The following is a 21,932-nucleotide window of genomic DNA, read 5'->3' as shown; positions in this document are numbered from 1 at the left end:
GCACCGTCGTCAGTGGATCGGCAGGATCAGCCGACCTGGATGAGGTCGATCGCGGCCTGGACCTGCTCGCGCAGGCCGTCCGAGATCGGGGCGCTGCCGGCATTCTCGGCTGCGGCGTCCTGGCCCTCGGCGCTCGCGATGTACGTGAAGTACTCCTTCACGAGCTCCGCGACGTTGCTGTCCTCGTACTGCTCGCAGCCGATGAGGTAGCTGACCAGGGCGATGGGGTAGGCGCCGTCCGTGGCGGCGGCCGGGTCGACGTCGAACACGAGGTCACCCTCGCCGCGGCCCTCGGCCAGCGGCGAGCCCTCGACGAGCTTCGCCGCGGCCTCGGCCGAGTACGAGACGAAGTCCTCGCCCACGCCCACGGCGACCTGGCCGAGGCCGTCCGCCTGGGAGGCGTCGAGGAAGCCGATCGCGCCGTTGCCGGCGGTGAGGGCCTGCTTCACGCCGGAGGTGCCCTGCGCGGCCTCGCCACCCTGGATCGGCCACTCGTCGGAGACCTCGTAGGTCCAGACGTCGGGGGCCGTCGCGCTGAGGTACTTGGCGAAGGTCTCCTGCGTGCCGGAGGGGTCGGAGCGGTGCACCGGCGAGATCGCCAGGTCGGGGAGCTCGACGCCGTCGTTCAGGGCGGCGATGGCCTCGTCGTTCCAGTTGGTGATCGTGCCGGCGAAGATGCCCGCGATCGTGGCGGCGTCGAGGTTCAGCGTGTCGATGCCCTCGAGGTTGAAGGCGACCGCGACGGGGGAGATGTAGAGCGGGACCTCGACGATGTCGTCGGTGGTGCAGGCGCCGAAGCCGCCCGCGGCGATCTCGTCGTCGTTGAACGCGCGGTCGGAGCCGATGAAGTTGCTGCCGCCCTCGAGGAAGTTCTCGCGGCCGGTGCCGGAGCCGGTGGGCTCGTAGTTGACCGTCACGTCGGGGTTGGCGGTCTGGAAGGCGGCGACCCAGGCCTCCTGGGCTGCGGTCTGCGAGGACGCGCCGGTGGCGTCGATCGTTCCGGAGAGCGTGGACTCCGAGGGCTCTTCGCTGGAGCCGCCGGCTCCGCCTTCGTTCGCGGCACAGCCGGCGAGGGCGAGAGCGGCGACGGCGCCGATGGCGCCGATTCGTGCGATTCGGGAGATCTTCACTGTGGATCCTTCGATCTTGGAGGGTGGGGCCCGGTGCAGGGCACACAGTGACGCTAGGGGCGACGGTTAACGAGACTCTCCCGCGCAGGTGAACGGGAGGTGAACGACCGGCGACTCTCTGGGGCCGACCCCCGTCGCCGCGCCCCCTTTTCGAATCGCCCGATTTGCGCCATTCCCGGCCGAGATGGAGCAAAGTGCGCGACTCGAACGGGGGGAAGGGTCAGACCTTCGGGGCGTGGGTCTCGATCGAGATGATGCCGGAGCCGGGATTGGTCGCCGAGACGTGCACCACGGAGAACGCGCCGGTCTCCAGATCGGCGGCGCTGCCCACGTACGAGCCGTGCACGGTGCCGGTCGCGAGGGCGATCTCGGAGAGGAGCGCAGGCAGCACGGGGCCGTGGCTGCAGAGCACGGCGGGCTTGCCGGCGCGGATGCGGCGGCCGACGACGGAGCGGAGGTCGGCGACGCCGTCCTCCCAGGCGTCCTGGCTGATCTTCTCGGTGAGCACCGGCTTGCGGTCCAGAGCCTTGGCGAGCGGCGTGACGGTCTGCACGCAGCGCACCGCGTCGCTGGTGACGATCTTGCGCACCCCGAACGCGCGGAGCGGCCCGACGATGGCCTTGGCCTGACGCTTCCCGCGGTCGGAGAGCGGCCGCGCGGCGTCCGCCTTGTCCCACTCCGAGCGGGGCAGGGCCTTCGCGTGCCGGAGGGCGATCACCGGGAAGGTCCGCAGCACGCCGTCGTCCACCAGCGCCGCGAACGCATCGAGGATCTCCAGATCGACGGGGTAGCTCAGCGCGGCACGGGCCTTCTTGAGGCTGACCCACTCGAGCGCGGCGATCTCGCGGTTGGGCACGAAGGTCGAGGCGCGGATCGCCGCGTCCGTCGCCTCGGCAGCCCAGTAGTGGACGACCTTCTGCTTGCGGGACGCGAGGTGGTAGCGGCTGATCCCGACCGGCACCCCGAGAGCGACTCGGATGCCGGTCTCCTCGTGCACCTCGCGCACCGCGGTCTCCGCGAGCATCTCGCCCGGGTCGACCTTCCCCTTCGGCAGGGTGACGTCGCGGTACTTCGTGCGGTGGATGAGCAGGATCCGCAGCTTGCCGTCGACCAGACGCCACACCACGGCACCGGCCGCGTACACGGCCTTGTCCGCCCACTTCGCCTCGGCCGCGGACGGCGGGAGCTGGACCTGCCGCGCCGTCATCGAACCGCCCGCGCCCGACGACGTCGCTGGATCATCCCCATGGTCTTATCCTGCAGGTCGGTGAGCGGCTTGCCGTCGGCGTCCACGGCGTGGCGCTCCCAGACGCCGCCGCGGCCGAGGTGCCACGATGAGGTCCGGTCATCCATCGCCAGGTCGAAGAAGGCGGTCAGCTCCTTGAGGTGCGCGGGATCCGTGACGCGGACCAGGGCCTCGACGCGGCGGTCGAGGTTGCGGTGCATCATGTCGGCGCTGCCGATGTACACCTGGGGGTCGCCGTCGTTCTCGAACGTGAAGATGCGGGAGTGCTCGAGGTAGCGGCCGAGGATGCTGCGCACCGTGATGTTGTCGCTGATCCCGTCGAGATCGGTCCGCAGGCTGCAGATGCCGCGCACCCACACGTCGACCTTCACCCCCGCGGCACTGGCGCGATAGAGCGCGTCGATGATCTCCTCGTCGACCATCGAGTTGACCTTGATGCGGATGTGCGCGGGCGTGCCCGCCTCCGCGATCCGGCGTTCGGCGTCGATCAGCCGGACGAGGCCCTTGCGGAGGTGCAGCGGGGCGACGAGGAGGCGCTTGAACTTCTTCTCGATCGCATATCCGCTGAGCTCGTTGAACAGGCGCGTGAGGTCCTTTCCGACCTGCGCGTCGGCGGTGAACAGGCCGAAGTCCTCGTAGATGCGGCTGGTCTTCGGGTTGTAGTTGCCGGTGCCGACGTGCGAGTAGTGCTGGAGCTTGCCGTCCTCCTCGCGGATGACGAGGGCGAGCTTGCAGTGGGTCTTGAGCCCGACGAGGCCGTACACCACGTGCACGCCGGCCTTCTCCAGCTTGCGTGCCCAGACGATGTTGTTCGCCTCGTCGAATCGCGCCTTCACCTCGACGAGCGCGAGCACCTGCTTGCCTGCCTCTGCCGCGTCGATGAGCGCCTGCACGACGGGGCTGTCGCCGGACGTCCGGTACAGGGTCTGCTTGATGGCGAGCACGTGCGGGTCGCGGGCGGCCTGCTCGAGGAACGCCTGCACGCTCGTCGTGAACGACTCGTACGGGTGGTGCACGAGCACATCGGACTTGCGGATCGCCTTGAAGATGTCGGCACGGTTGCTCGACCCCGCGGGCTGGAAGGCGACGGCGGTCGTGGGCAGGTGCGGCGGATAGCGCAGGTCGGGACGGTCGATCCGCGACAGGTCGAACAGCCCGCGCAGGTCGAGCGGCCCGGGCAGGCGGTAGACCTCCAGGTCGGTGATGTCGAGTTCCCGGACCAGCAGGTCCATCGTGACGTCGTCCATGTCGTCGGTGATCTCGAGCCGGATGGGCGGCCCGAACCGACGACGCAGCAGCTCGGCCTCGAGCGCCTGGATCAGGTTCTCGCTCTCGTCCTCCTCGATCTCCACGTCCTCGTTGCGGGTGAGGCGGAACGCGTGGTGGTCGAGCACCTCCATGCCGGGGAAGAGGTCGCCGAGGTGGTTGGCGATGAGCTCCTCCAGCCGCAGGAAGCGCTTGATCTCGCCGCCGCCCGGCACCTCGACGAATCGGGGGAGCATCGGCGGCACCTTGAGACGCGCGAACTCCTGGCGCCCGGTGCGGGCGTTGCGGATCCGGATCGCGAGGTTGAGCGACAGGCCCGAGATGTACGGGAACGGGTGGGCGGGATCCACGGCCAGCGGCATCAGCACCGGGAAGACCTGTGCGGAGAAGTATTCGGAGAGCGCGGTGCGCTCGTCGTCGGTCAGCTCAGACCAATCGGCGATCTCGATGCCGGACTCGGCGAGAGCGGGACGGACGAGCTTCGTCCAGGCGTCCGCGTGGCGGAGCTGGAGCGCGTGCGCCTCCCGCGAGATGTCGGCGAGGGCATCCACGGGGGAGCGTCCGATGTTGGTCGGGACGGCGAGACCGGTCATGATGCGGCGCTTGAGACCGGCCACGCGCACCATGAAGAACTCGTCGAGGTTGCTGGCGAAGATCGCCAGGAAGTTCGCCCGCTCCAGCTCCGGCAGCGACGGATCCTCCGCGAGCTCCAGCACCCGCTGGTTGAACGCGAGCCAGCTCAGCTCGCGGTCCAGGTAGCGATGGTCGGGGAGCTGCGAGTCCGGCGCCTCGACGGCGTCGTCGAAGTCGTCGTCTTCGGCGTCGCCGAGTCCGGCGTCGGCGAGTGCGGGATCGATCATGGGGTACATCTAAGCACCGGCAGGTGTCGGGCGTGTGAACGCGGTCAGCGCGAGCCGACCAGGCTGTCGTCCTCGTAGACGTTGAAGCGGTACCCGACGTTGCGCACGGTGCCGATGATCTGCTCCTGATCGCCGAGCTTGGCGCGCAGCCGTCGCACGTGCACGTCCACGGTCCTGGTGCCGCCGAAGTAGTCGTAGCCCCACACCTCGCTGAGCAGCTGCTCACGGGTGAACACCCGAGAGGGATGCGTGGCGAGGAAGTGCAGGAGCTGGAACTCCTTGTAGGTGAGGTCCAGCGGCCGGCCGTGCAGCTTGGCCGAGTAGGACTGCTCGTCGATCGTGACGCCGGAGGCCTGCACCCGCGCCGGTTCCGCGACCTCGTCCCGCCGCGCGAGTGCGAGGCGCACGCGCGCGTCGATCTCGGCGGGACCGGCGGTGGCCAGCAGCACGTCGTCGATTCCCCATTCGCCGGACAGCGCGCTCATGCCGCCCTCGGTCACCACGAGGAGGAGCGGCGCATCCTGCCCGGTGGCCCGCAGCAGACGGCACAGCGACTTCGCCCCGACGAGGTCGTGGCGGCCGTCGACGATGACGATGTCGTACTCCGGGGCGTTGATCAGCTGCGCGGGCTCCGCGGGGATCTGCCGCGTGCGATGGCTCAGCAGCTCGAGGGCGGGCAGCACCTGCTCCGAGAGCGGAGCATTGGTCAGAACCAGCACCAGGGCCACGCGCACTCCTCACCGGCGGGGGGATCGACGCCGTGCCGCCATGATAGCGGCCGCCGATGCGCAAGAATGGAGACATGTCAGAACCGGCACTCGCGCCCCGCAACGCCTTCACCGGCGTCATCGCGGTCTGGGCGACCGCGTTCGTGGGCAGCATCGTCATCGGGATCCTCGCTCCGGACGAGTGGCGCATCCCCTGGATGTTGGTCGGCTTCGGTGCCGTGGTGCTGCTCTCCTTCGCCGTCCAGCTCTGGTACGGGCGCACGCAGGGCTTCATCTTCCGCGTCGCGAGCAGCGTGACGGGTTCGCTGCTGCTGATGGGGATCATCTCCATCGGCTTCGGCCTGGCCGCCCTCATCCCCTCCTGAGCCGGATCGCCGGGGGTAAGGTGGAGGTCATGGACATCATGGCGCTCGAAATCTTCTTCATCGGCCTGCTCGGCCTGGCGAGCCTCGCGATCGTTTTCGTCTCGGCCGTGGTGCTGCGCAACCTCTTCCGCGGCCAGCGCTGACGACATCGTGATCGAGCTCCCCACCGACCTTCCCGCCGACCTCGCCCCGCTGGCGTGGCTGATCGGCGTGTGGGAGGGGTCCGGTGTGATCGACTATCCGGTCGGCGAGGAGCGTCTGCAGGGCGAGTTCACCCATCGCGTCAGCTTCAGCCATGACGGCGGACCGTTCCTGAACTATGCGGCCACGGCGACCTTCGTCGGCGACGAGGGGGAACCCTCCATCCCGCTGACCGCCGAATCGGGTTTCTGGCGTCTGGCGCGTCCGGCGGCGGCCGCCGACGTCGGGCCGGCGCTGCTGCCGCCGACGGCGACGCCCGTCACCCGCACTGTCGACGACGTGGAGGCGCTGCGGTCCGCCAACGGCGCGTTCCCGCTCGAGGTGTCGCTCGCGCGCTCCGACGGCATGCTCGAGTACTACCTCGGCGAGATCAACGGACCGCGGGTCGACCTCACGTCGGACGCGATCGTGCGCGGTGCGGGCGCCAAGGACTACGGGTCCGCCTCGCGGATGTACGGACTCGTCGACGGACACCTGCTCTGGGCGTGGGACATCGCCGCCCTCGGCACACCTCTGCGGGCGCACGCCTCGGCGCGGCTCGCCCGCGTCTGAACGGAGCACACCGTGAGCAGCAGCGTCTTCGACGGCGTCCCCGGCGCGATCGCGGGGGAGCGCGGCATCGCCCACTTCGGCGACCCGTTCCGCGAGCAGCGCCGTCTCGCGGCCGGAACGGCGATCGCGCCCCTCGACGACCGGGCGGTCATCGAGGTCTCCGGCCCCGAACGCCTTCCCTGGCTCGACTCCATCACGTCGCAGGCGGTGGGTCGCCTGCAGGCGGGGGAGAGCACCGAGCTCCTCGTCCTCGATCCGCAGGGGCGCGTCGAGCACGCCGCGGGCGTCCTCGACGACGGCATCTCGACCTGGCTCCTGGCGGACGCGGATGACGCGGAGGGGCTCGCGACCTGGCTGACGCGGATGAGATTCCGCACCCAGGCCACGGTCGAGCTGCGCCCCGACCTCGCGCTGCTCGGATTCGTCGACGGCGGACCCGCGGCCGAGCGCGTGCGCGGCCTGGAGGCTGCGCGGATCTGGGTCGACCCGTGGCAGCACGTCGCCGTCGGGGGCCATCAGTACGCCGACGTGGCCGCCCACCCGGGCACCGACCTCGCCTGGCGGATCGGCATCGTGCCGGAGACGGCGGCGCGCGCGCTCGCCGCGGAACTCGATCGGGAGGATGCCGCCGGACTCCTCGCCGCCGAAGCGCTGCGCATCGCCGCCTGGCGTCCGCGGTGGGCGGCCGAGGTGGATGAGCGGTCGCTGCCGCACGAGTCGGACTGGCTCCGCAGCGCCGTGCACCTGAACAAGGGCTGCTACCGCGGGCAGGAGACCGTCGCGAAGGTGCACAACCTCGGCCATCCACCGCGGCGGCTCGCCCTGCTCCAGCTCGACGGCAGCGACGCCGTGCTGCCGGAACCCGGAGCCCCCGTGTTCGCGGGTGATGACGAGGTCGGGCACATCACCTCCTCCGCGCGGCATCACGAGGACGGGCCGATCGCCCTCGCCCTCCTGTCCCGCCGCGCCCCCGTCGGCGACCTCGTCGTCCGGGCCGAGGGGATCGACATCGCCGCGTCCCAGCAGATCATCGTCCCGGCCGACGCCGGCGCCACCGCGGACGTCCCGCGACTGACGCGGCTGTCCCGGCGTCCCACGGCGCCCGATCCCCGCGACGCCGGCGTCTGAGCCGGACGTCCGTCAGACCTCGACCCCCGGTCCGGTCGTCGAGCGCTGCGCGGCGAGCTCCGCAATCCGTCCTCGGGCCAGGAACCAGCCGCCGATGATCGCAGGGATCAGCACGCCGAGGCTGGCGACCGTCCAGGTGCCCGTCGGATAGTCGAAGGCCATGAGCACGACGACGGATGCGAGGAACGCCAGCGTCAGGTACGAGGTGTAGGGCGCGCCGAAGAGGCGGAACGACGGTCGTTCGACGAGTCCGCGTCGCGACAGCCGGTACAGCCGGAGCTGGCAGAGGATGATGGTCGCCCAGGCCGCGATGATCCCCAGCGCGGACATGTTGAGCACGATCTCGAACGCCTGGCCCGGCACCACCGCGTTCAGCAGCACGCCGGCCAGCGCGAACACCGCGGTGACGAGGATGCCCACGACGGGCACGCCGCGACGGCTCATCCGGCCGGTCGCGCGTGGTGCGGCGCCCGAGGCCGCGAGCGAGCGGAAGACCCGCCCCGTCGAATAGAGGCCGGCGTTCAACCCGGAGACCGCGGCGGTGATCACGATGAAGTTCATGGCGCTGCCGGCCACCGCCCCCACGTCCGGCCCTCCCACGTGCGAGAAGAACGTCACGAACGGACTCTCCCCGGCCCGGTACACCGTGTACGGGAGCAGGAGGGCGAGCAGGAGCACCGACCCGACGTAGAACACGGCGATGCGCAGGATCACCGAGTTGACGGCCCGGGGCATCACCTTCTCCGGGTTCTCCGTCTCGCCCGCCGCGGTGCCGACCAGCTCGATGGAGGCGTAGGCGAAGACGACCCCCTGCATCACGATCACGGCGGGGAGCACCCCTTCCGGCGCGAAGCCTCCGTGCGCGGCGAGCATCGCGACTCCCGTCGGCCCCTGATCCGTCTGCCAGCCGGCCGCGAGGAACACCACGCCGATCACGAGGAAGAGGGCGAGCGCGGCGACCTTCACGAGCGCGAACCAGAACTCCATCTCGCCGAACAGCCGGACCGAGACGAGGTTGAGGCCGACCACGACGACCAGGGCGATCAGCGCGAGCAGCCACTGGGGGACGACGCGGAACGCCGACCAGTAGTGGACGTAGAGCGCCACGGCCGTGGAGTCGACGATCGCCGTCATACCCCAGTTCAGCAGATACAGCCAGCCGGCGGCGTAGGCCAGCTTCTCACCGAAGAACTCCCGCGCGTACGAGATGAACGATCCGGAGGAGGGGCGGTGGATGACGAGCTCCCCGAGGGCGCGGAGGATGAAGAAGGCGAAGATCCCGCACACGAGGTACGAGACGGCCAGCAGGGGACCCGCGGCGTTCAGGCGTCCTCCCGCCCCCATGAACAGGCCGGTCCCGATCGCGCCCCCGAGGGCGATCATCTGCAGGTGCCGTGCCTTCAACGCGGTCCGGTAGCCGGACTGCTCGTGCGTGAAGTCCTGCGCCGATGTCAGGACATCGCCGAGTCGTTCGCGTTCGTTCTCCTGCGCCTCCGCGGATCCTTCCGCCTTCGCGTCCTCGGTCGTCATCGCCTCTCCTGCCTTCGGAACGCATGGCGATCAAGTCGGCGCACGCGTCGGTACGGCCCGCCGCGTACGACGCTAGCGGTGTGCGGGCTCGCCGTTCGGTGCGCACCGGTATACAGCAGGACGGCCGCGGAGCCGTGCCGTCAGGCCGGTGCCACGGCGTCCCAGGGCAGTGTGAGCTCGCCCAGTCGCCAGCGGCTCCGCCCGCCCTGTACGGGCCAGCCCTGCGCGCGCAGGGCCGCCACCGCGGCGAGGAAGCGCTGCGTGGCCCCGAAGGTCGACAGGGGAGCGGCGCGCTCCCACTCCCGGTCCAGATCGACGAGCAGCGCGTGGATGCGCTCGCCGGGCACGTTGCGATGGATGAGGGCCTTGGGCAGCCGCTCCGCGACGATGCTCGGGACCTCGAGTCCGCGGAGGCGAAGGGAGACCGTGAAACGGAGCGGAGTGCCGCCGGGGTCGACATCCACCCAGCTCGCCACCCGCCCGATCTCGTCGCAGGTCCCCTCCACCAGCAGGCCGTCCGGCGCGAGGCGGTGCGCCATCGTCCGCCAGGCCGCGGCGACCTCGGCCTCGTCGTACTGCCGCAGGACGTTCATCGCCCGGATGACGGCCGGTCGCCGACCGCCGGGGAGTGGCACCTCGAACCCGCCGCGGCCGAAGGAGACGCGGAGGTCGGCGGGGAAGGGAGTTCGGCCGGCCTCGACCTCTCGGCGCTGCTGCTCCGCGGTCGCCACCCGGTCCGGATCGAGCTCGAGGCCGCGCACCTCCGCATCCGGACGCACTCGTCGCAGTCGGGCGGCCAGCTCGAACGCGGTGACCCCGCTCGCTCCGAACCCGAGGTCGACGACGAGGGGGTCCGTCGCGCGTCGGAAGGCGGGGGAGGCGGCGATCCAGCGGTCGTTCCGACGCAGCCGGTTCGTCCCGGTCGTGCCGCGGGTCGGCCGACCGAGGGGAGATGACGCCATGCGTCCATCCTCCCTCCTCCGCCGCTGTGCCCGCTCCGCGCCCCCGGATAAACTGACGACATGACTGCGAAGCGCACCCTGATCCTGCTCCGCCACGGCCAGAGCGAGTGGAACGAACTGAACCTCTTCACCGGTTGGGTGGATGTCCGCCTGACCGAGCAGGGCAAGGGCGAGGCCCGTCGCGGCGGTGAGCTCCTCGCCGAGTCCGGCATCCTGCCCGACGTGCTGCACACGTCGCTGCTGAGCCGGGCGATCCAGACCGCCGACATCGCGCTGGATGCCGCCGACCGGCTGTGGATCCCGGTGAAGCGCTCGTGGCGGCTCAACGAGCGCCACTACGGGGCGCTGCAGGGCAAGGACAAGGCGCAGACGCTCGAGGAGTTCGGTCCGGAGCAGTTCCAGCTGTGGCGCCGCTCGTTCGACGTGCCGCCGCCCCCGCTGGACGACGCGAGCGAGTTCAGCCAGGTCGGTGACGCCCGCTACGAGGGCATCGACGGCGAGGTGCCGCGCACGGAGTCGCTCAAGCTCGTCATCGACCGTCTCCTGCCGTACTGGGACGCGGAGATCGTCCCCGACCTCGAAGCCGGCAAGACCGTCCTCGTGACCGCGCACGGCAACTCGCTGCGCGGCCTCGTCAAGCACCTGGAGGGCATCAGCGACGACGACATCGCCGGTCTCAACATCCCGACCGGCATTCCGCTCGTTTACGAGCTCGACGAGAACAACGCGCCGACCGGTCCCGGTCGCTACCTCGACCCGGAGGCCGCCGCCGCCGGTGCCGCGGCCGTCGCCGCCCAGGGCAAGAAGTAACCGAGCCCCCGGTTTCACGCCGAGACCCCCTGCTGCAGGCGACTGCAGCAGGGGGTCTCGGCGATAAGGCGGGGGCTCGGTCAGGCGTGGCCGAGCTGCTCCTGCTGCTCCACCGCGAGGGCGATGTCCTCCTCCTCGACGTGCCAGTCGCCCGTCGCGAGGTAGACGACCTTCTTGGCGACGGCGACCGCGTGGTCCGCGAACCGCTCGTGGTAGCGGCTCGCGAGCGTCGCGTCGACCGTGGCGACGGCCTCGCCCTTCCAGTTGTCGCTCAGCACCTTCTCGAAGACGCTGGCGTGCAGCTCATCGACGTCGTCATCGGCGTTGCGGATCGCGTCCGCGAACTTCAGGTCCTGGGTGCGGAGGAGCTCCGCGAGCGTGCGGGAGATCTCGACGTCCAGCTCACCCATCTTCACGAAGGTGCCCTTCAGGCCCTTCGGGATTGCGCGCTCCGGGAAGCGCAGGCGGGCGAGCTGGGCGATGTGCTCGGACATGTCGCCCATCCGCTCCAGGGACGCGCTGACGCGGAGCGCCGTGACGACGATGCGGAGGTCGCGCGCGACCGGCTGCTGGCGGGCGAGGATCTCGATGGCCTGCTCGTCCAGCGCGACCGCGAGCTCGTCGATCTTGGCGTCGTCGGCGATGACCTCCTCGGCCAGGGCGACGTCGCTCGTGGCGAAGGCGCGGGTCGCCTTGTCGATGGATACGGTGACGAGCTCGGCGATCTCGACGAGGCGGGACTGCAGGTCCTCGAGGGACTGGTGGAAGACTTCGCGCATGGTGGGCGCAACCTTTCATTCGGATCCCGGCTGACGGTCCAGCGCGGGGCGGCGGGGCGTCCGCAGGGGGGAGGACTGCGCGCGCGCAGGCCTGAAGCGATTGTCTGCTCCGAAGGTTAACGAACGGTGCCCGGCGAGTGAATAGTACGTCTCCGCTCCCCGGGATGGCGCGGGAACCCGCCGGATGGACGGTGAACGCGCTCTACGCTGGAGTCATGACCCTGCCGCAGCTCGCGCTGTCCTCCCTCGCCATCGGGTTGGCGATCGGGGTGGGCCTCTCCCTCCTCGTCGTCTGGGCCTATCGGGCGCGGGCGCGGGCGGAGGAGGAGACGTCGATGACGATCCCGACCGGGATCACCGACGTGCTGCGCAGCATGGACGACGCCGCGTGCGTCGTCGACGTCTCCGGTCTGGTGCTCGCCACGTCGAAGGCCGCCGCGCGGTTCGGGATCGAGGTCGGATCGACGCTCGAGAACCCGGAGCTCCGGCAGCTCGTGCGGGGCGTCCGCTCGACGGGGGAGACGGCGACCGAGTCCCTGCGCATCACCCGCGGCGGTCTCAGCCTCGACCCCCGCCTGGTGTCGGCCAGGGCGAGCGCGATCGGCACGCGTCTCGTGCTCCTCATCATCCGCGACGTGACCGAGCAGGAGCGCCTGGACCAGATGCGCCGGGACTTCGTGGCCAACACCAGCCACGAGCTCAAGACGCCCGTCGGGGCGGTGAGTCTGCTCGCGGAGGCCATCGAATCCGCCGCCGACGACCCTGCCCAGGTGCGGGCGTTCGCGTCCCGGATCTCCGCGGAGGCGGGCCGCCTCGGTCAGCTCACCGGACGGATCATGAGCCTGTCCCGTCTGCAGGCGGAGGACGGGCTGACCGAGGTCGCCCCGGTCTCGATCGACGAGGTCGTCGCCTCCTCGATCGAAGCGCACGTCGTGCAGGCCGACTCCGCCGGTGTCGAGCTCGCCCGTGGCGGCGACCGCGGCGTCTGGGTCCGCGGCGACGCGCAGATCCTCATCGAGGCGGTCGGCAACCTGATCGCCAACGCCATCGTCTACTCCCCACGCGGCTCCCGCGTGGGCGTCGGCGTGAAGGCGGACGACGACGTCGTGGAGATCGCCGTGTCCGATCAGGGCATCGGGATCGCCGAGGCCGACCGCGAGCGCATCTTCGAGCGGTTCTATCGCGCGGATGAGGCCCGCTCCCGGCGCACCGGCGGCACCGGTCTCGGCCTGTCCATCGTCAAGCACGCCACCCAGCGGCACGGGGGAGAGGTGCGGCTGTGGTCGCGCCCCGGCCGCGGGTCCACGTTCACCATCCGCCTGCCCCGGATCGATGCTCCCGCGAACGCCGGGCAGGGCAAGAAGAGCAAGAAGAAGCGCGCGCGCAAGGCCGCCCCCGCGACCGGGGCGACGCGCGTCCGGAACGGAGAGACCGCATGACCCGCATCCTTCTCGTCGAAGACGAGCCCGACCTCGCCGACCCGCTCGCGTACCTGCTCCGCCGCGAAGGCTACGAGGTGGAGATCGCCGAGGACGGCCCCGGTGCGCTGACGGCGTTCCGGGAGCGCGGCGCGGACATCGTGCTGCTCGACCTTATGCTCCCGGGGATGCCGGGGACCGAGGTGTGCCGTCAGATCCGCTCGACCTCGGCCGTGCCGATCATCATGCTCACGGCGAAGGACTCCGAGGTCGACATCGTCGTGGGGCTCGAGCTCGGCGCGGACGACTACATCACCAAGCCCTACTCGTCGCGGGAGCTGCTCGCGCGGATGCGGGCGGTGCTGCGGCGGGTGGTGCAGGCCGAGGGCGAGCTCGACGAGCGGGTGCTGGAGGGCGGGCGCGTCTCGCTCGACATCGATCGTCACACGGTGTCCGTGGCCGGCGAGCAGATCAACATGCCGTTGAAGGAGTTCGAGCTTCTGGAGGTGCTGATGCGCAACTCCGGCCGGGTGCTCACGCGCGGCCAGCTCATCGACCGCGTGTGGGGGAGCGACTACTTCGGCGACACCAAGACGCTCGACGTGCACATCAAGCGCATCCGCTCGCGGATCGAGGAGAACCCCAGCGAGCCGGTGATGCTCGTGACCGTCCGCGGCCTGGGGTATCGCTTCGAGGGGTGACGACAGACGCGAGAGGCCGGCACCCCACGGGTGCCGGCCTCTCGCGTCTGTCCGGGGACTCAGTCCTGAGGAGCGAGGTCCGAGTAGTACGGCAGGGTGCCGTCGAGGACGGGCACCTGCGTGGTCACACCGGCGGAGTCGCCGGACTGGAAGTGCATCGCGACGGTGGCGCCGGGCATGGTGTCGAGGCCGATGATCTCCACCGGCTCCTGGTCGGCGCCGAGGCTGACCGATCCGCCGGCCGGCACGGTGATCATGAACGGCTCGCCGCCCTCGAGGGCGACCGTCAGGGTGGCGCGGTCCTGCGTCGGGTTGACGATCGCGCCGACGAAGTTCCCGGCCGTGCCGTCGTCGTTGGCGATGATGAGGGCGTTCCGGACGGCGATGGGGCCGTCCTCGTCCGACACGTTCACGCCGTCGGAGGCGGCGTACTCGGTCTTCGTCGCCTGCGGCGTGATGAACGTGCACCCGGTCGCGCCGAGCAGAACGAGGGCGCTGATGGCGGCAGACGCGACAAGGCGCGATTTCACGGGTCCTCCTGAGGTCCGACGGGATATCCCTCCCCATTCTATGGGTAAGTCGAGGGACCGCTGGGAACGGGAAGCGCGAACCTTAGCGCATATCCCCTGTGGTATCCTTGAGGTTGCCGAAAGGACATGTTTTTATGCTTTTTGAGGTTGGCGAGACCGTCGTCTATCCGCACCATGGCGCTGCGACCATCATCGAGGTCAAGGAACGCATCATCAAGGGCGAGACGAAGAAATACCTGAAGCTCAACGTTACGCAGGGCGATCTCATCATCGAGGTCCCGGCCGAGAACGTCGACCTCGTCGGCGTCCGCGACGTGATCGGCAAGGAGGGCCTCGACCACGTGTTCGAGGTGCTGCGTGCGCCGTTCACCGAGGAGCCCACCAACTGGTCGCGCCGGTACAAGGCGAACCTGGAGAAGCTCGCGTCCGGCGATGTCATCAAGGTGAGCGAGGTCGTGCGCGACCTGTGGCGCCGTGACCAGGACCGCGGCCTGTCCGCGGGCGAGAAGCGGATGCTGGCCAAGGCCCGGCAGATCCTCATCTCGGAGCTGGCCCTGGCCGAGAAGATCGACGAGGACAAGGCGGGCGCACTGCTCGACGAGGTCCTCGCGTCCTGAGACGTTCTCCACGGAAGGCGGGTGCTGCGGCACCCGCCTTCCGTCGTCTCCGCGGGTAACGTGAAGCTGTGAGCATCCTCCCCGTCCCGCATACCGCGATCATCGTCGTCGCCGCCGGTTCCGGCACCCGTCTCGAGGCGGGAGCGCCCAAGGCGTTCGTCGGCATCGACGGCCGCACCATCCTGCGACACGCCCTCGACGGCGTCTTCGCGGCGGCCCCGCTGCAGGTGGTGGTCGTGGCCCCCGCAGGCTACGAAGGCGACGCGGAGACGGAGCTGCGGGAGGCCGCCGGCGATCGCGCCGACCTGGGCCGCGTGGTCACCGGAGGGGCGACGCGGCAGGAGTCGGTCGCCGCGGGGCTCGCCGCCCTCTGGGGGGACGTCACGACGGTCCTCGTGCACGACGCGGCGCGCGCCCTCACCCCGCCCGCCGTCATCGACGCCGTGGCCGCGGCCGTGGCCGGGGACGCCGGTGCGGTGCCGAGCCTCCCTGTCGTGGACACCCTCAAGCGGGTCGCGGACGGTCTCGTCGTCGGTGCCGTGGACCGCGCGGAGCTCGCGGCCGCGCAGACGCCCCAGGGCTTCCCGCGCGGGCCGCTGGAAGCGGCCTACACGGAGGCGACCGCTCAGGGCGCCGAGTACACCGACGACGCCGCGCTCTTCGCGGCGGCGGGGCACCCGGTACGCCTGGTCCCCGGCTCCGAGCGTTCGTTCAAGATCACCACCCCGGCCGATCTGGAGCGGGCCCGCCTCCTCGTCGCGACCGCGCCCGACTCGCCCTCCGCGGCGCCCCGTACGTCGGCGGTCGCCGGGCTCGGGCCCCGCGTGGGCATCGGCACGGACGTCCATGCGTTCGGCGGCGACGGGTCGCTGTGGCTCGCCGGGCTGGAATGGCCGGGGGAGCCCGCGCTCTCCGGGCACTCGGACGGGGACGCGGTCGCCCACGCGATCGTCGACGCCCTGCTCGGCGCCGCCGGGCTCGGCGACATCGGCGAGCACTTCGGCACCGCCCATCCGGAGTACGCGGGGGCGCACGCCGACGTCTTCCTCGCCCGTACCGCGGAACTCCTGGCGGAGGCGGGCTTCGCGATCGGCAACGTGTCGGTGCAGTTCCAGGGCAACCGCCCGCGCTTCAGCGGACGTCGCGGGGAGGCCGAGGCTGCCCTGTCGGCGGCGCTCGGGGGCGCTCCGGTGGCGGTGACGGCCACCACGACGGACGGCCTCGGATTCCCCGGACGGGGCGAGGGGATCGCGGTCACGGCCGTCGCGGTCGTCATCCCGCGAGCGGAGCGGGGCCTCTCAGCGCCCGCCGAGTAGGCTTGAGCGGTGACTCTCCGCCTCTACGACACCCGCGCACAGCTGCTGCGCGACTTCGTGCCTCTCGATCCCGAGAACATCACGATGTACGTGTGCGGACCCACGGTGCAGTCCGGACCCCACATCGGCCACGTCCGGGCGGCCCTGAGCTTCGACCTCCTGCGCCGATGGGTGACACACCGGTACGGCCGCGTGACCTTCGTGCGCAACGTCACCGACATCGACGACAAGGTGCTCGCCAACGCCACGGACTCCGAGCCGTGGTGGGCGCTGGCCTACCGGATGGAGCAGGAGTTCGCCGCGGCGTATGCGGCCATCGGCATCCTGCCGCCGACCTACGAGCCCCGCGCCACGGCCTCGGTCCCGCAGATGCAGGAGCTGATCGCCCTGCTCATCGACCGTGGGCACGCGTACCCCGCTCCCGACGGATCGGGGGACGTCTACTTCGACGTGCGCTCCTGGCCGTCCTACGGCGACCTCACCCATCAGTCCGTGGACGCGATGGAGGCGGCGCAGGACGCCGATCCGCGCGGCAAGCGCAACCCGCAGGACTTCGCTCTGTGGAAGGGCGCCAAGCCCGACGAGCCCGCCGACGCGACGTGGGCGTCGCCGTGGGGGCCTGGGCGCCCGGGCTGGCACATCGAGTGCTCGGCCATGGCGAAGCGATACCTCGGCGCGGAGTTCGACATCCACGGCGGCGGCCTGGATCTGCGGTTCCCTCATCATGAGAACGAGCTCGCGCAGTCGACCGCAGCGGGAGACGGCTTCGCCCGCTACTGGGTGCACAACGGCCTGGTGACCGTCGACGGACAGAAGATGTCGAAGTCGCTCGGCAACTTCACGCTCGCGCGGGACGTGCTCGACGAGCGGGACCCGCTCGTCGTGCGATACGCCCTCGCCGCCGCGCACTACCGGTCGAGCCTCGACCTCTCGGACTCCTCGTGGACCGAGGCGGAGGCGGCGCTCGGCCGTATCCGCTCGTTCCTCGACCGGGCGTTCCGCGGGGGCGGCGACGGGAGGGGCAGCGAAGACACGCAGAGCCTGCCCGACGCCTTCGTCGAGGCGATGGACGACGACCTCGGCGTGCCCCAGGCGCTGGCCGTCGTGCACGAGAGTGTGCGGGCCGGGAACTCGGCGCTGGACGCGGGGGACACAGCCACGGCCTTGGACGCGGCGCAGGCGGTGCTCGCCATGACCGGCGTGCTCGGACTGGGTGGGGAGCAGGACCTCCGGGGCGCCGACGGCGCGCAGGCAGCGGCGCTGGACGCGCTGGTGCAGGAGATGATCGCGCAGCGCGCCACCGCGCGCGCGGAGAAGGACTGGGCGGCGGCGGATCGCATCCGAGACGCGATCGCCGCCGCAGGAATCACGCTGGAGGACACTCCGGCCGGAACTCATTGGAGTATCGATGGCTAAGCCAGGGCGCCCCGGCGCGAGCAAGGGAAACAAGAAGGGCCCCACCAAGGGCACGGGAGGCCTCGGGCGCAAGGCGCTCGAAGGGCGCGGCCCCACGCCGAAGGCGGAGGACCGCGCGTGGCACCCCGCCGGTAAGCGCAAGGCCGCGGCCGAGCGCTTCGCCGCCGCCGGGGGCAAGGGCAAGCCCGGAGGGCGTCCCGCCTCCGGGGGCAACCCGAATCGCAACGCCAGGTCGAAGGACAACACCAACGACACCGAGACGGTCACCGGGCGCAACTCGGTGCTCGAGGCGCTGCGCGCGAAGATCCCGGCGACCGCGATGTACATCGCGCAGCGCGTCGAGATGGACGACCGCGTCAAGGAGATGCTGTCGATCGCGACCCACCGCGACATCCCGGTGCTCGAGGTCACCCGTCAGGAGCTCGACCGGATGGCCGGCTTCGACGGCGTGCACCAGGGCGTGGCCCTCAAGGTGCCGCCGTACGAGTACGCCCACCCGCAGGACCTCCTGGAAGAGGTCATCGATCGCGGCGAGACGCCGCTGTTCGTCGCCCTCGACGGGATCACCGACCCTCGCAACCTCGGTGCGATCATCCGCTCGACGGCGGCGTTCGGGGGCCACGGCATCATCCTGCCGCAGCGCCGTTCCGCCGGGGTGAACTCCGCGGCGTGGAAGACGAGTGCGGGCGCGGCTGCCCGTATCCCGGTCGCGCTGGCCTCGAACCTCACCACGCAGCTCAAGGAGTTCAAGAAGCAGGGAGTGTTCGTGCTCGGACTCGACGGCGACGGCGACGTCTCGCTGCCGGCGCTGGAGCTGGCGGACCGCCCCGTCGTCATCGTCGTGGGCTCGGAGGGCAAGGGTCTGTCCCGCCTCGTGACCGAGACCTGCGACCAGATCGTCTCCATCCCCATCTCCGCGGCGACCGAGTCGCTGAACGCCGGCATCGCGGCCTCGGTCGCGCTCTACCAGGTCGCGACCGTCCGCGCCGCAGGCTGACCGAGAGGAACACCATGGCCCGCATCATCGTCCTGGGAGGAACCGGCTACGCCGGACGCCACATCGTCGCGGAGGCGGTGAGCCGCGATCACGCGGTCGTCGCCATCTCGCGCTCGGCCCCCGCGGATCCGGTCGCGGGTGCGGCGTATGTCCAGGGGTCGGCGCTCGACCCGGCGACGCTGACCGAGGCGTTCGCGGGCGCGGACGCGGTGGTCTCCGCACTCTCGCCGCGCGGTGACATGGAGGACCGCGTCCTGGAGGCGCTGACGAACGTCGTCGGGCTGCTCGACGGCACCGAGACCCGGCTGGGCGTCGTGGGTGGCGCGGGCGGCAGCCTGGTCGCCCCCGGCGGGCCCCGTCTGTTCGATCAGGACTTCCCGGAGGAGTACAAGCACGAGGCGCAGGTCGGCATCGACGCGCTCGCGCTCCTGGAGCGCACGGAGGACAGCCTGGACTGGTTCTTCGTGCACCCGGCCGAGGTCTTCGGGCCGTGGGCCGAGGGAGAGCGCACCGGACATTACCGGGACGGCGGCGACGTGCTCGTGCGCGACGAGGAAGGCAAGTCCTTCATCTCGGGAGCGGACTTCGCCGTCGCTATCGTCGACGAGATCGAGCAGGGAAACCACCACCGCGAGCGGTTCACGGTCGGCTACTGACGCCGTCCGGCGCGGCACCGGTCCGGACGGGCCGCCTCAGACGAGGTCGCGCCAGTCCACCTCGTCGTCGTCACCGAGCGCCAGCGTGCCGGTGACGACGGGGAGGCCCATCGTCTCGGTCGGCGGCCCCATGATGGTGGCTTCGTCGCGCCGGTGGCGGAGCACGTCGTTGATGTAGCTCGTCAGCACCTCCGCAAGGGCCACCGAGCGTCCCTGCGCCTGGGACAGGTACCAGCGGTGCTCCAGCACCTGGTGGAACACCTCAGCCGGCTCCAGCTTGGCGCGCAGGTCGTACGGGATGGCGCGCACGACGGGTTCGAAGACGCGCGTGAGCCACTCGTGGGCGTACATCTCCTCGTCCGCCCACTGCTTGGTGGAGCGGGCACGGAACTCGTCGAGGTCGTTGAGGAGCCGTCGGGCCTGGTTCTCCTCGACGTCGAGACCGGTGAGGCGGATGAGCCGGCGCTGGTGGTGTCCCGCGTCGACGACCTTGGGCTGGATCTCCACCACGGTGCCGTCCGCGGTCGTCGACATCGACATCTCGTCGATGTCGAAGCCCAGTGCGTTGAGCCGTTCGACGCGTTCCGTGATGCGCCAGGTCTCGGCGGCGGAGAAGGACTCCTGCGCGGTGAGCTCGGCCCACAGCGACCGGTACGACGACACGATGCCGTCCGCGATGGCGACGGCGTCGACGCCGTGCTCCAGACGACCGCCTGCGGCGAGGTCCATGATCTCGCCGGCGATGTTCGTGCGGGCGAGATCCAGGTCGTAGGCGCGCTGTCCGTCCGTGAGCCCCTCTTCGTGCAGCTCTCCGGTCTCCGCGTCGACGAGGTATGCCGCGAACGCTCCGGCATCCCGGCGGAACAGGGTGTTGGAGAGCGAGACGTCGCCCCAGTAGAAGCCGACGTTGTGCAGGCGCACGAGCAGCAGCGCCAGAGCGTCGACGAGGCGGGTGGCCGTGTCCGGACGGAGCACCCGGGTGAACAGCGCCCGATAGGGCATCGAGAAGCGCAGGTGCGAGGTGACCAGCGCCGCCGGGAGCGGCGTCCCCGACGCGTCGGTGCGCCCCGCGATCACCGCGACGCGTTCCACGCACGGCACGTCGAGGCGCGAGAGGTTGCCGAGCATCTCGTACTCCCGGCGCGCCATCTCCGTCGTCGTCTCCTTGACCGCCACCACGCGACCGGAGAGGTCGGCGAAGCGGACGAGGTGGCGGGACAGGCCCTTGGGCAGCGAGACGATGTGCTCGGACGGCCACTTCTCCAGGGGCGTCGACCACGGCAGCGAGAGCAGCCCGGGGTCGACCGTCTTGGCCGTGATCCGAAGGGATTCCTGCATGGGTGCTCCTGAGGGGTACCGGGAAAAGACGCGGCGCGGGCGACCGAAGTCAGCCCGCGCCGCGGATGGGTGCTCTCCGATCAGGCGGAGACGACCGGCTTGTCGTTCAGGCGGTCGCCGGACTCCAGGTCGAAGGCGTGCACGTGGCCCGGGTTCGCGGCGAGGGTGACGGTCTCGCCGGCGTTCGGGTGGTTGCGGCCGTCGACGCGGGCGACGAGGTCGGTGCGCTTGCCGTTGATCTCGGTGTGGCCGTAGAGGTAGCCGTCGGCGCCGAGCTCCTCGACGAGGTCGACGACGACCGACAGGCCCTGGCCGTCGGCCGGGCCGACCGTGATGTCCTCGGGGCGGACGCCGACCGTGACCTGCGAGCCGTTGGCGCGGCCCACGGTGTCGCGGTCGAGCGGGACGACCTCGGTGCCGAAGCGCACGCCGCCGTCGGCCAGGTCGGCCGAGAACAGGTTCATCGCGGGCGAGCCGATGAAGCCGGCGACGAAGACGTTCTCCGGCTTCTCGTACAGGTCGCGCGGCGAGCCGACCTGCTGGAGCAGGCCGTCCTTGAGCACGGCGATGCGGTCACCCATGGTGAGCGCCTCGGTCTGGTCGTGCGTGACGTAGACCGTGGTGACGCCGAGACGACGCTGCAGCGACGCGATCTGCGTACGGGTCTGGACACGGAGCTTCGCGTCGAGGTTCGACAGCGGCTCGTCCATGAGGAAGACCTGGGGCTGACGGACGATCGCGCGACCCATGGCGACACGCTGACGCTGACCACCGGAGAGGGCCTTCGGCTTGCGGGTGAGGTACTGCTCCAGGTCGAGGAGCTTCGCGGCCTCGAGGACACGCGCGGCGCGCTCCTCCTTGCCGACGCCGGCGATCTTGAGCGCGAAGCCCATGTTCTCGGCCACGGTCATGTGCGGGTACAGCGCGTAGTTCTGGAACACCATCGCGATGTCGCGGTCCTTCGGCGGCACGTCGGTGACGTCGCGGTCGCCGATGAGGATGCGGCCGGAGTTGACCTCTTCGAGGCCGGCGAGCATGCGGAGGGAGGTGGACTTACCGCAACCGGAGGGACCGACCAGGACGAGGAACTCGCCGTCTCCCACCTCGAGGTTGAGCTTGTCGACAGCCGGACGGGTGCCGCCGGGGTACAGGCGGGTGGCCTCGTCGAAAGTCACAGATGCCATCGTGTTTCTCCTTCACCGGCAGGTACGTGCCGGACGATCCGTAGTGAATGAAGCGGCGGAGCGACCCGCCGTGACCCTCCATCGGGTCGGGATCAGTATGGCACGAACGGCCGCACCTGGGTATTTCTCAGCCTCACTGGTTAGCATCGAACCCGGCCGTGCGCAGCGGCGATCACCGCCCGACGGTGGTCGGGGCCAACCC

The 21,932-nt window shown here is 70.7% G+C and carries 21 protein-coding genes; 11 read left to right on the top strand and 10 right to left on the bottom strand.

Going from position 1 to position 21,932, the window contains the following annotated elements; all coding sequences use genetic code 11:
- Window positions 1–26: 26 nt before the first annotated feature.
- The 4 genes from ACIQID_RS14605 to ACIQID_RS14590 form a co-directional block, all read right to left on the bottom strand.
- Complete coding sequence (locus ACIQID_RS14605) at window positions 27–1,130, bottom strand: phosphate ABC transporter substrate-binding protein PstS (RefSeq protein WP_312675446.1); 1,104 nt, start codon at window positions 1,128–1,130, stop codon at window positions 27–29.
- 220 nt (window positions 1,131–1,350) lie between these two features.
- The gene (locus ACIQID_RS14600) at window positions 1,351–2,337 is read right to left on the bottom strand and encodes an NUDIX hydrolase (protein ID WP_312675445.1); all 987 of its coding nucleotides are present in this window, start codon (window positions 2,335–2,337) and stop codon (window positions 1,351–1,353) included.
- Window positions 2,334–4,502, bottom strand: a complete 2,169-nt coding sequence (locus ACIQID_RS14595; protein ID WP_312675443.1) for an RNA degradosome polyphosphate kinase — start codon at window positions 4,500–4,502, stop codon at window positions 2,334–2,336. Before ACIQID_RS14595 ends, ACIQID_RS14600 begins: the two co-directional genes overlap by 4 nt.
- Before the next feature lie 44 nt (window positions 4,503–4,546).
- Window positions 4,547–5,230 (bottom strand): response regulator transcription factor, encoded by a 684-nt coding sequence (locus tag ACIQID_RS14590; RefSeq protein ID WP_025104297.1) that lies wholly within the window; start codon window positions 5,228–5,230, stop codon window positions 4,547–4,549.
- A gap of 74 nt (window positions 5,231–5,304) precedes the next feature.
- Between ACIQID_RS14590 and ACIQID_RS14585 the strand changes: the two genes are divergently transcribed.
- The 3 genes from ACIQID_RS14585 (at window position 5,305) to ACIQID_RS14575 (ending at window position 7,476) form a co-directional block, all read left to right on the top strand.
- Complete coding sequence (locus ACIQID_RS14585; protein ID WP_400286409.1) at window positions 5,305–5,595, top strand: hypothetical protein; 291 nt, start codon at window positions 5,305–5,307, stop codon at window positions 5,593–5,595.
- 150 nt (window positions 5,596–5,745) lie between these two features.
- Complete coding sequence (locus ACIQID_RS14580) at window positions 5,746–6,348, top strand: FABP family protein (protein WP_400286406.1); 603 nt, start codon at window positions 5,746–5,748, stop codon at window positions 6,346–6,348.
- A 12-nt stretch (window positions 6,349–6,360) separates the two neighbouring features.
- Entirely contained in the window at window positions 6,361–7,476 is a 1,116-nt protein-coding gene (locus ACIQID_RS14575; RefSeq protein WP_400286403.1) for a YgfZ/GcvT domain-containing protein, read from the top strand.
- A gap of 12 nt (window positions 7,477–7,488) precedes the next feature.
- Here the strand turns inward: ACIQID_RS14575 and ACIQID_RS14570 are convergent, their stop codons facing one another.
- Window positions 7,489–9,006 carry an amino acid permease gene (locus ACIQID_RS14570; RefSeq protein ID WP_400286400.1) on the bottom strand — a complete coding sequence of 506 codons (1,518 nt, stop codon included), beginning with the start codon at window positions 9,004–9,006 and terminating at the stop codon, window positions 7,489–7,491.
- A gap of 140 nt (window positions 9,007–9,146) precedes the next feature.
- Window positions 9,147–9,968 carry a class I SAM-dependent methyltransferase gene (locus ACIQID_RS14565; RefSeq protein WP_400286397.1) on the bottom strand — a complete coding sequence of 274 codons (822 nt, stop codon included), beginning with the start codon at window positions 9,966–9,968 and terminating at the stop codon, window positions 9,147–9,149.
- 60 nt (window positions 9,969–10,028) lie between these two features.
- Between ACIQID_RS14565 and ACIQID_RS14560 the strand changes: the two genes are divergently transcribed.
- Window positions 10,029–10,778, top strand: coding sequence for a phosphoglyceromutase (locus tag ACIQID_RS14560; RefSeq protein WP_101848551.1), 750 nt, complete (start codon window positions 10,029–10,031; stop codon window positions 10,776–10,778).
- An 80-nt stretch (window positions 10,779–10,858) separates the two neighbouring features.
- Here ACIQID_RS14560 and phoU read toward each other — a convergent pair whose 3' ends face one another.
- Entirely contained in the window at window positions 10,859–11,557 is a 699-nt protein-coding gene (gene phoU, locus ACIQID_RS14555) for a phosphate signaling complex protein PhoU (protein WP_187662086.1), read from the bottom strand.
- 215 nt (window positions 11,558–11,772) lie between these two features.
- Here phoU and ACIQID_RS14550 point away from each other — a divergent pair, with 215 nt between their 5' ends.
- Window positions 11,773–12,996, top strand: a complete 1,224-nt coding sequence (locus ACIQID_RS14550; RefSeq protein WP_312675436.1) for an ATP-binding protein — start codon at window positions 11,773–11,775, stop codon at window positions 12,994–12,996.
- On the top strand, window positions 12,993–13,676 hold the full coding sequence (locus ACIQID_RS14545) for a response regulator transcription factor (RefSeq protein WP_071328841.1): 684 nt from the start codon (window positions 12,993–12,995) through the stop codon (window positions 13,674–13,676). The genes ACIQID_RS14550 and ACIQID_RS14545 overlap by 4 nt, the downstream gene beginning before the upstream one ends.
- Window positions 13,677–13,735: 59 nt before the next feature.
- Here ACIQID_RS14545 and ACIQID_RS14540 read toward each other — a convergent pair whose 3' ends face one another.
- Window positions 13,736–14,206 carry a DNA modification methylase gene (locus ACIQID_RS14540; RefSeq protein ID WP_312675435.1) on the bottom strand — a complete coding sequence of 157 codons (471 nt, stop codon included), beginning with the start codon at window positions 14,204–14,206 and terminating at the stop codon, window positions 13,736–13,738.
- Between the two features lie 134 nt (window positions 14,207–14,340).
- On the opposite strand from ACIQID_RS14540, the gene ACIQID_RS14535 reads away from it, so the two are divergent.
- From ACIQID_RS14535 to ACIQID_RS14515, 5 genes are all read left to right on the top strand, one after another.
- Window positions 14,341–14,823, top strand: coding sequence for a CarD family transcriptional regulator (locus tag ACIQID_RS14535; RefSeq protein WP_050722636.1), 483 nt, complete (start codon window positions 14,341–14,343; stop codon window positions 14,821–14,823).
- Window positions 14,824–14,891: 68 nt separating this feature from the next.
- Entirely contained in the window at window positions 14,892–16,139 is a 1,248-nt protein-coding gene (gene ispD, locus ACIQID_RS14530; protein ID WP_400286389.1) for a 2-C-methyl-D-erythritol 4-phosphate cytidylyltransferase, read from the top strand.
- A 9-nt stretch (window positions 16,140–16,148) separates the two neighbouring features.
- A complete protein-coding gene (cysS, locus tag ACIQID_RS14525) occupies window positions 16,149–17,555 on the top strand; it encodes a cysteine--tRNA ligase (RefSeq protein WP_312675431.1) in 1,407 nt (468 codons plus the stop codon).
- The gene (gene rlmB, locus ACIQID_RS14520) at window positions 17,548–18,552 is read left to right on the top strand and encodes a 23S rRNA (guanosine(2251)-2'-O)-methyltransferase RlmB (RefSeq protein WP_136051549.1); all 1,005 of its coding nucleotides are present in this window, start codon (window positions 17,548–17,550) and stop codon (window positions 18,550–18,552) included. The genes cysS and rlmB overlap by 8 nt, the downstream gene beginning before the upstream one ends.
- Window positions 18,553–18,566: 14 nt before the next feature.
- Window positions 18,567–19,208, top strand: a complete 642-nt coding sequence (locus tag ACIQID_RS14515; RefSeq protein WP_331201954.1) for an NAD(P)H-binding protein — start codon at window positions 18,567–18,569, stop codon at window positions 19,206–19,208.
- A gap of 36 nt (window positions 19,209–19,244) precedes the next feature.
- Here ACIQID_RS14515 and ACIQID_RS14510 read toward each other — a convergent pair whose 3' ends face one another.
- Window positions 19,245–20,546, bottom strand: coding sequence for a DUF4032 domain-containing protein (locus tag ACIQID_RS14510; protein WP_400286383.1), 1,302 nt, complete (start codon window positions 20,544–20,546; stop codon window positions 19,245–19,247).
- Between the two features lie 80 nt (window positions 20,547–20,626).
- Window positions 20,627–21,730, bottom strand: coding sequence for an ABC transporter ATP-binding protein (locus tag ACIQID_RS14505; RefSeq protein ID WP_187662078.1), 1,104 nt, complete (start codon window positions 21,728–21,730; stop codon window positions 20,627–20,629).
- Between the last annotated feature and the right edge of the window lie 202 nt (window positions 21,731–21,932).

It is taken from the genome of Microbacterium sp. NPDC091676 (assembly GCF_044756645.1).
Taxonomy (GTDB): domain Bacteria; phylum Actinomycetota; class Actinomycetes; order Actinomycetales; family Microbacteriaceae; genus Microbacterium; species Microbacterium paraoxydans_D.
This window is presented reverse-complemented; position numbering and strand designations above follow the sequence as displayed.

What these genes read in the sequence shown, in the direction of transcription:
- ACIQID_RS14600 (WP_312675445.1), bottom strand. Translation starts at nt 2,337, where the DNA reads ATGACGGCGCGGCAGGTCCAGCTCCCGCCGTCCGCGGCCGAGGCGAAG.
- ACIQID_RS14595 (WP_312675443.1), bottom strand. Translation starts at nt 4,502, where the DNA reads ATGATCGATCCCGCACTCGCCGACGCCGGACTCGGCGACGCCGAAGAC.
- ACIQID_RS14585 (WP_400286409.1), top strand. Translation starts at nt 5,305, where the DNA reads ATGTCAGAACCGGCACTCGCGCCCCGCAACGCCTTCACCGGCGTCATC.
- ACIQID_RS14570 (WP_400286400.1), bottom strand. Translation starts at nt 9,006, where the DNA reads ATGACGACCGAGGACGCGAAGGCGGAAGGATCCGCGGAGGCGCAGGAG.
- ACIQID_RS14565 (WP_400286397.1), bottom strand. Translation starts at nt 9,968, where the DNA reads ATGGCGTCATCTCCCCTCGGTCGGCCGACCCGCGGCACGACCGGGACG.
- ACIQID_RS14560 (WP_101848551.1), top strand. Translation starts at nt 10,029, where the DNA reads ATGACTGCGAAGCGCACCCTGATCCTGCTCCGCCACGGCCAGAGCGAG.
- phoU (WP_187662086.1), bottom strand. Translation starts at nt 11,557, where the DNA reads ATGCGCGAAGTCTTCCACCAGTCCCTCGAGGACCTGCAGTCCCGCCTC.
- ACIQID_RS14550 (WP_312675436.1), top strand. Translation starts at nt 11,773, where the DNA reads ATGACCCTGCCGCAGCTCGCGCTGTCCTCCCTCGCCATCGGGTTGGCG.
- ACIQID_RS14545 (WP_071328841.1), top strand. Translation starts at nt 12,993, where the DNA reads ATGACCCGCATCCTTCTCGTCGAAGACGAGCCCGACCTCGCCGACCCG.
- ACIQID_RS14535 (WP_050722636.1), top strand. Translation starts at nt 14,341, where the DNA reads ATGCTTTTTGAGGTTGGCGAGACCGTCGTCTATCCGCACCATGGCGCT.
- rlmB (WP_136051549.1), top strand. Translation starts at nt 17,548, where the DNA reads ATGGCTAAGCCAGGGCGCCCCGGCGCGAGCAAGGGAAACAAGAAGGGC.
- ACIQID_RS14515 (WP_331201954.1), top strand. Translation starts at nt 18,567, where the DNA reads ATGGCCCGCATCATCGTCCTGGGAGGAACCGGCTACGCCGGACGCCAC.
- ACIQID_RS14510 (WP_400286383.1), bottom strand. Translation starts at nt 20,546, where the DNA reads ATGCAGGAATCCCTTCGGATCACGGCCAAGACGGTCGACCCCGGGCTG.
- ACIQID_RS14505 (WP_187662078.1), bottom strand. Translation starts at nt 21,730, where the DNA reads ATGGCATCTGTGACTTTCGACGAGGCCACCCGCCTGTACCCCGGCGGC.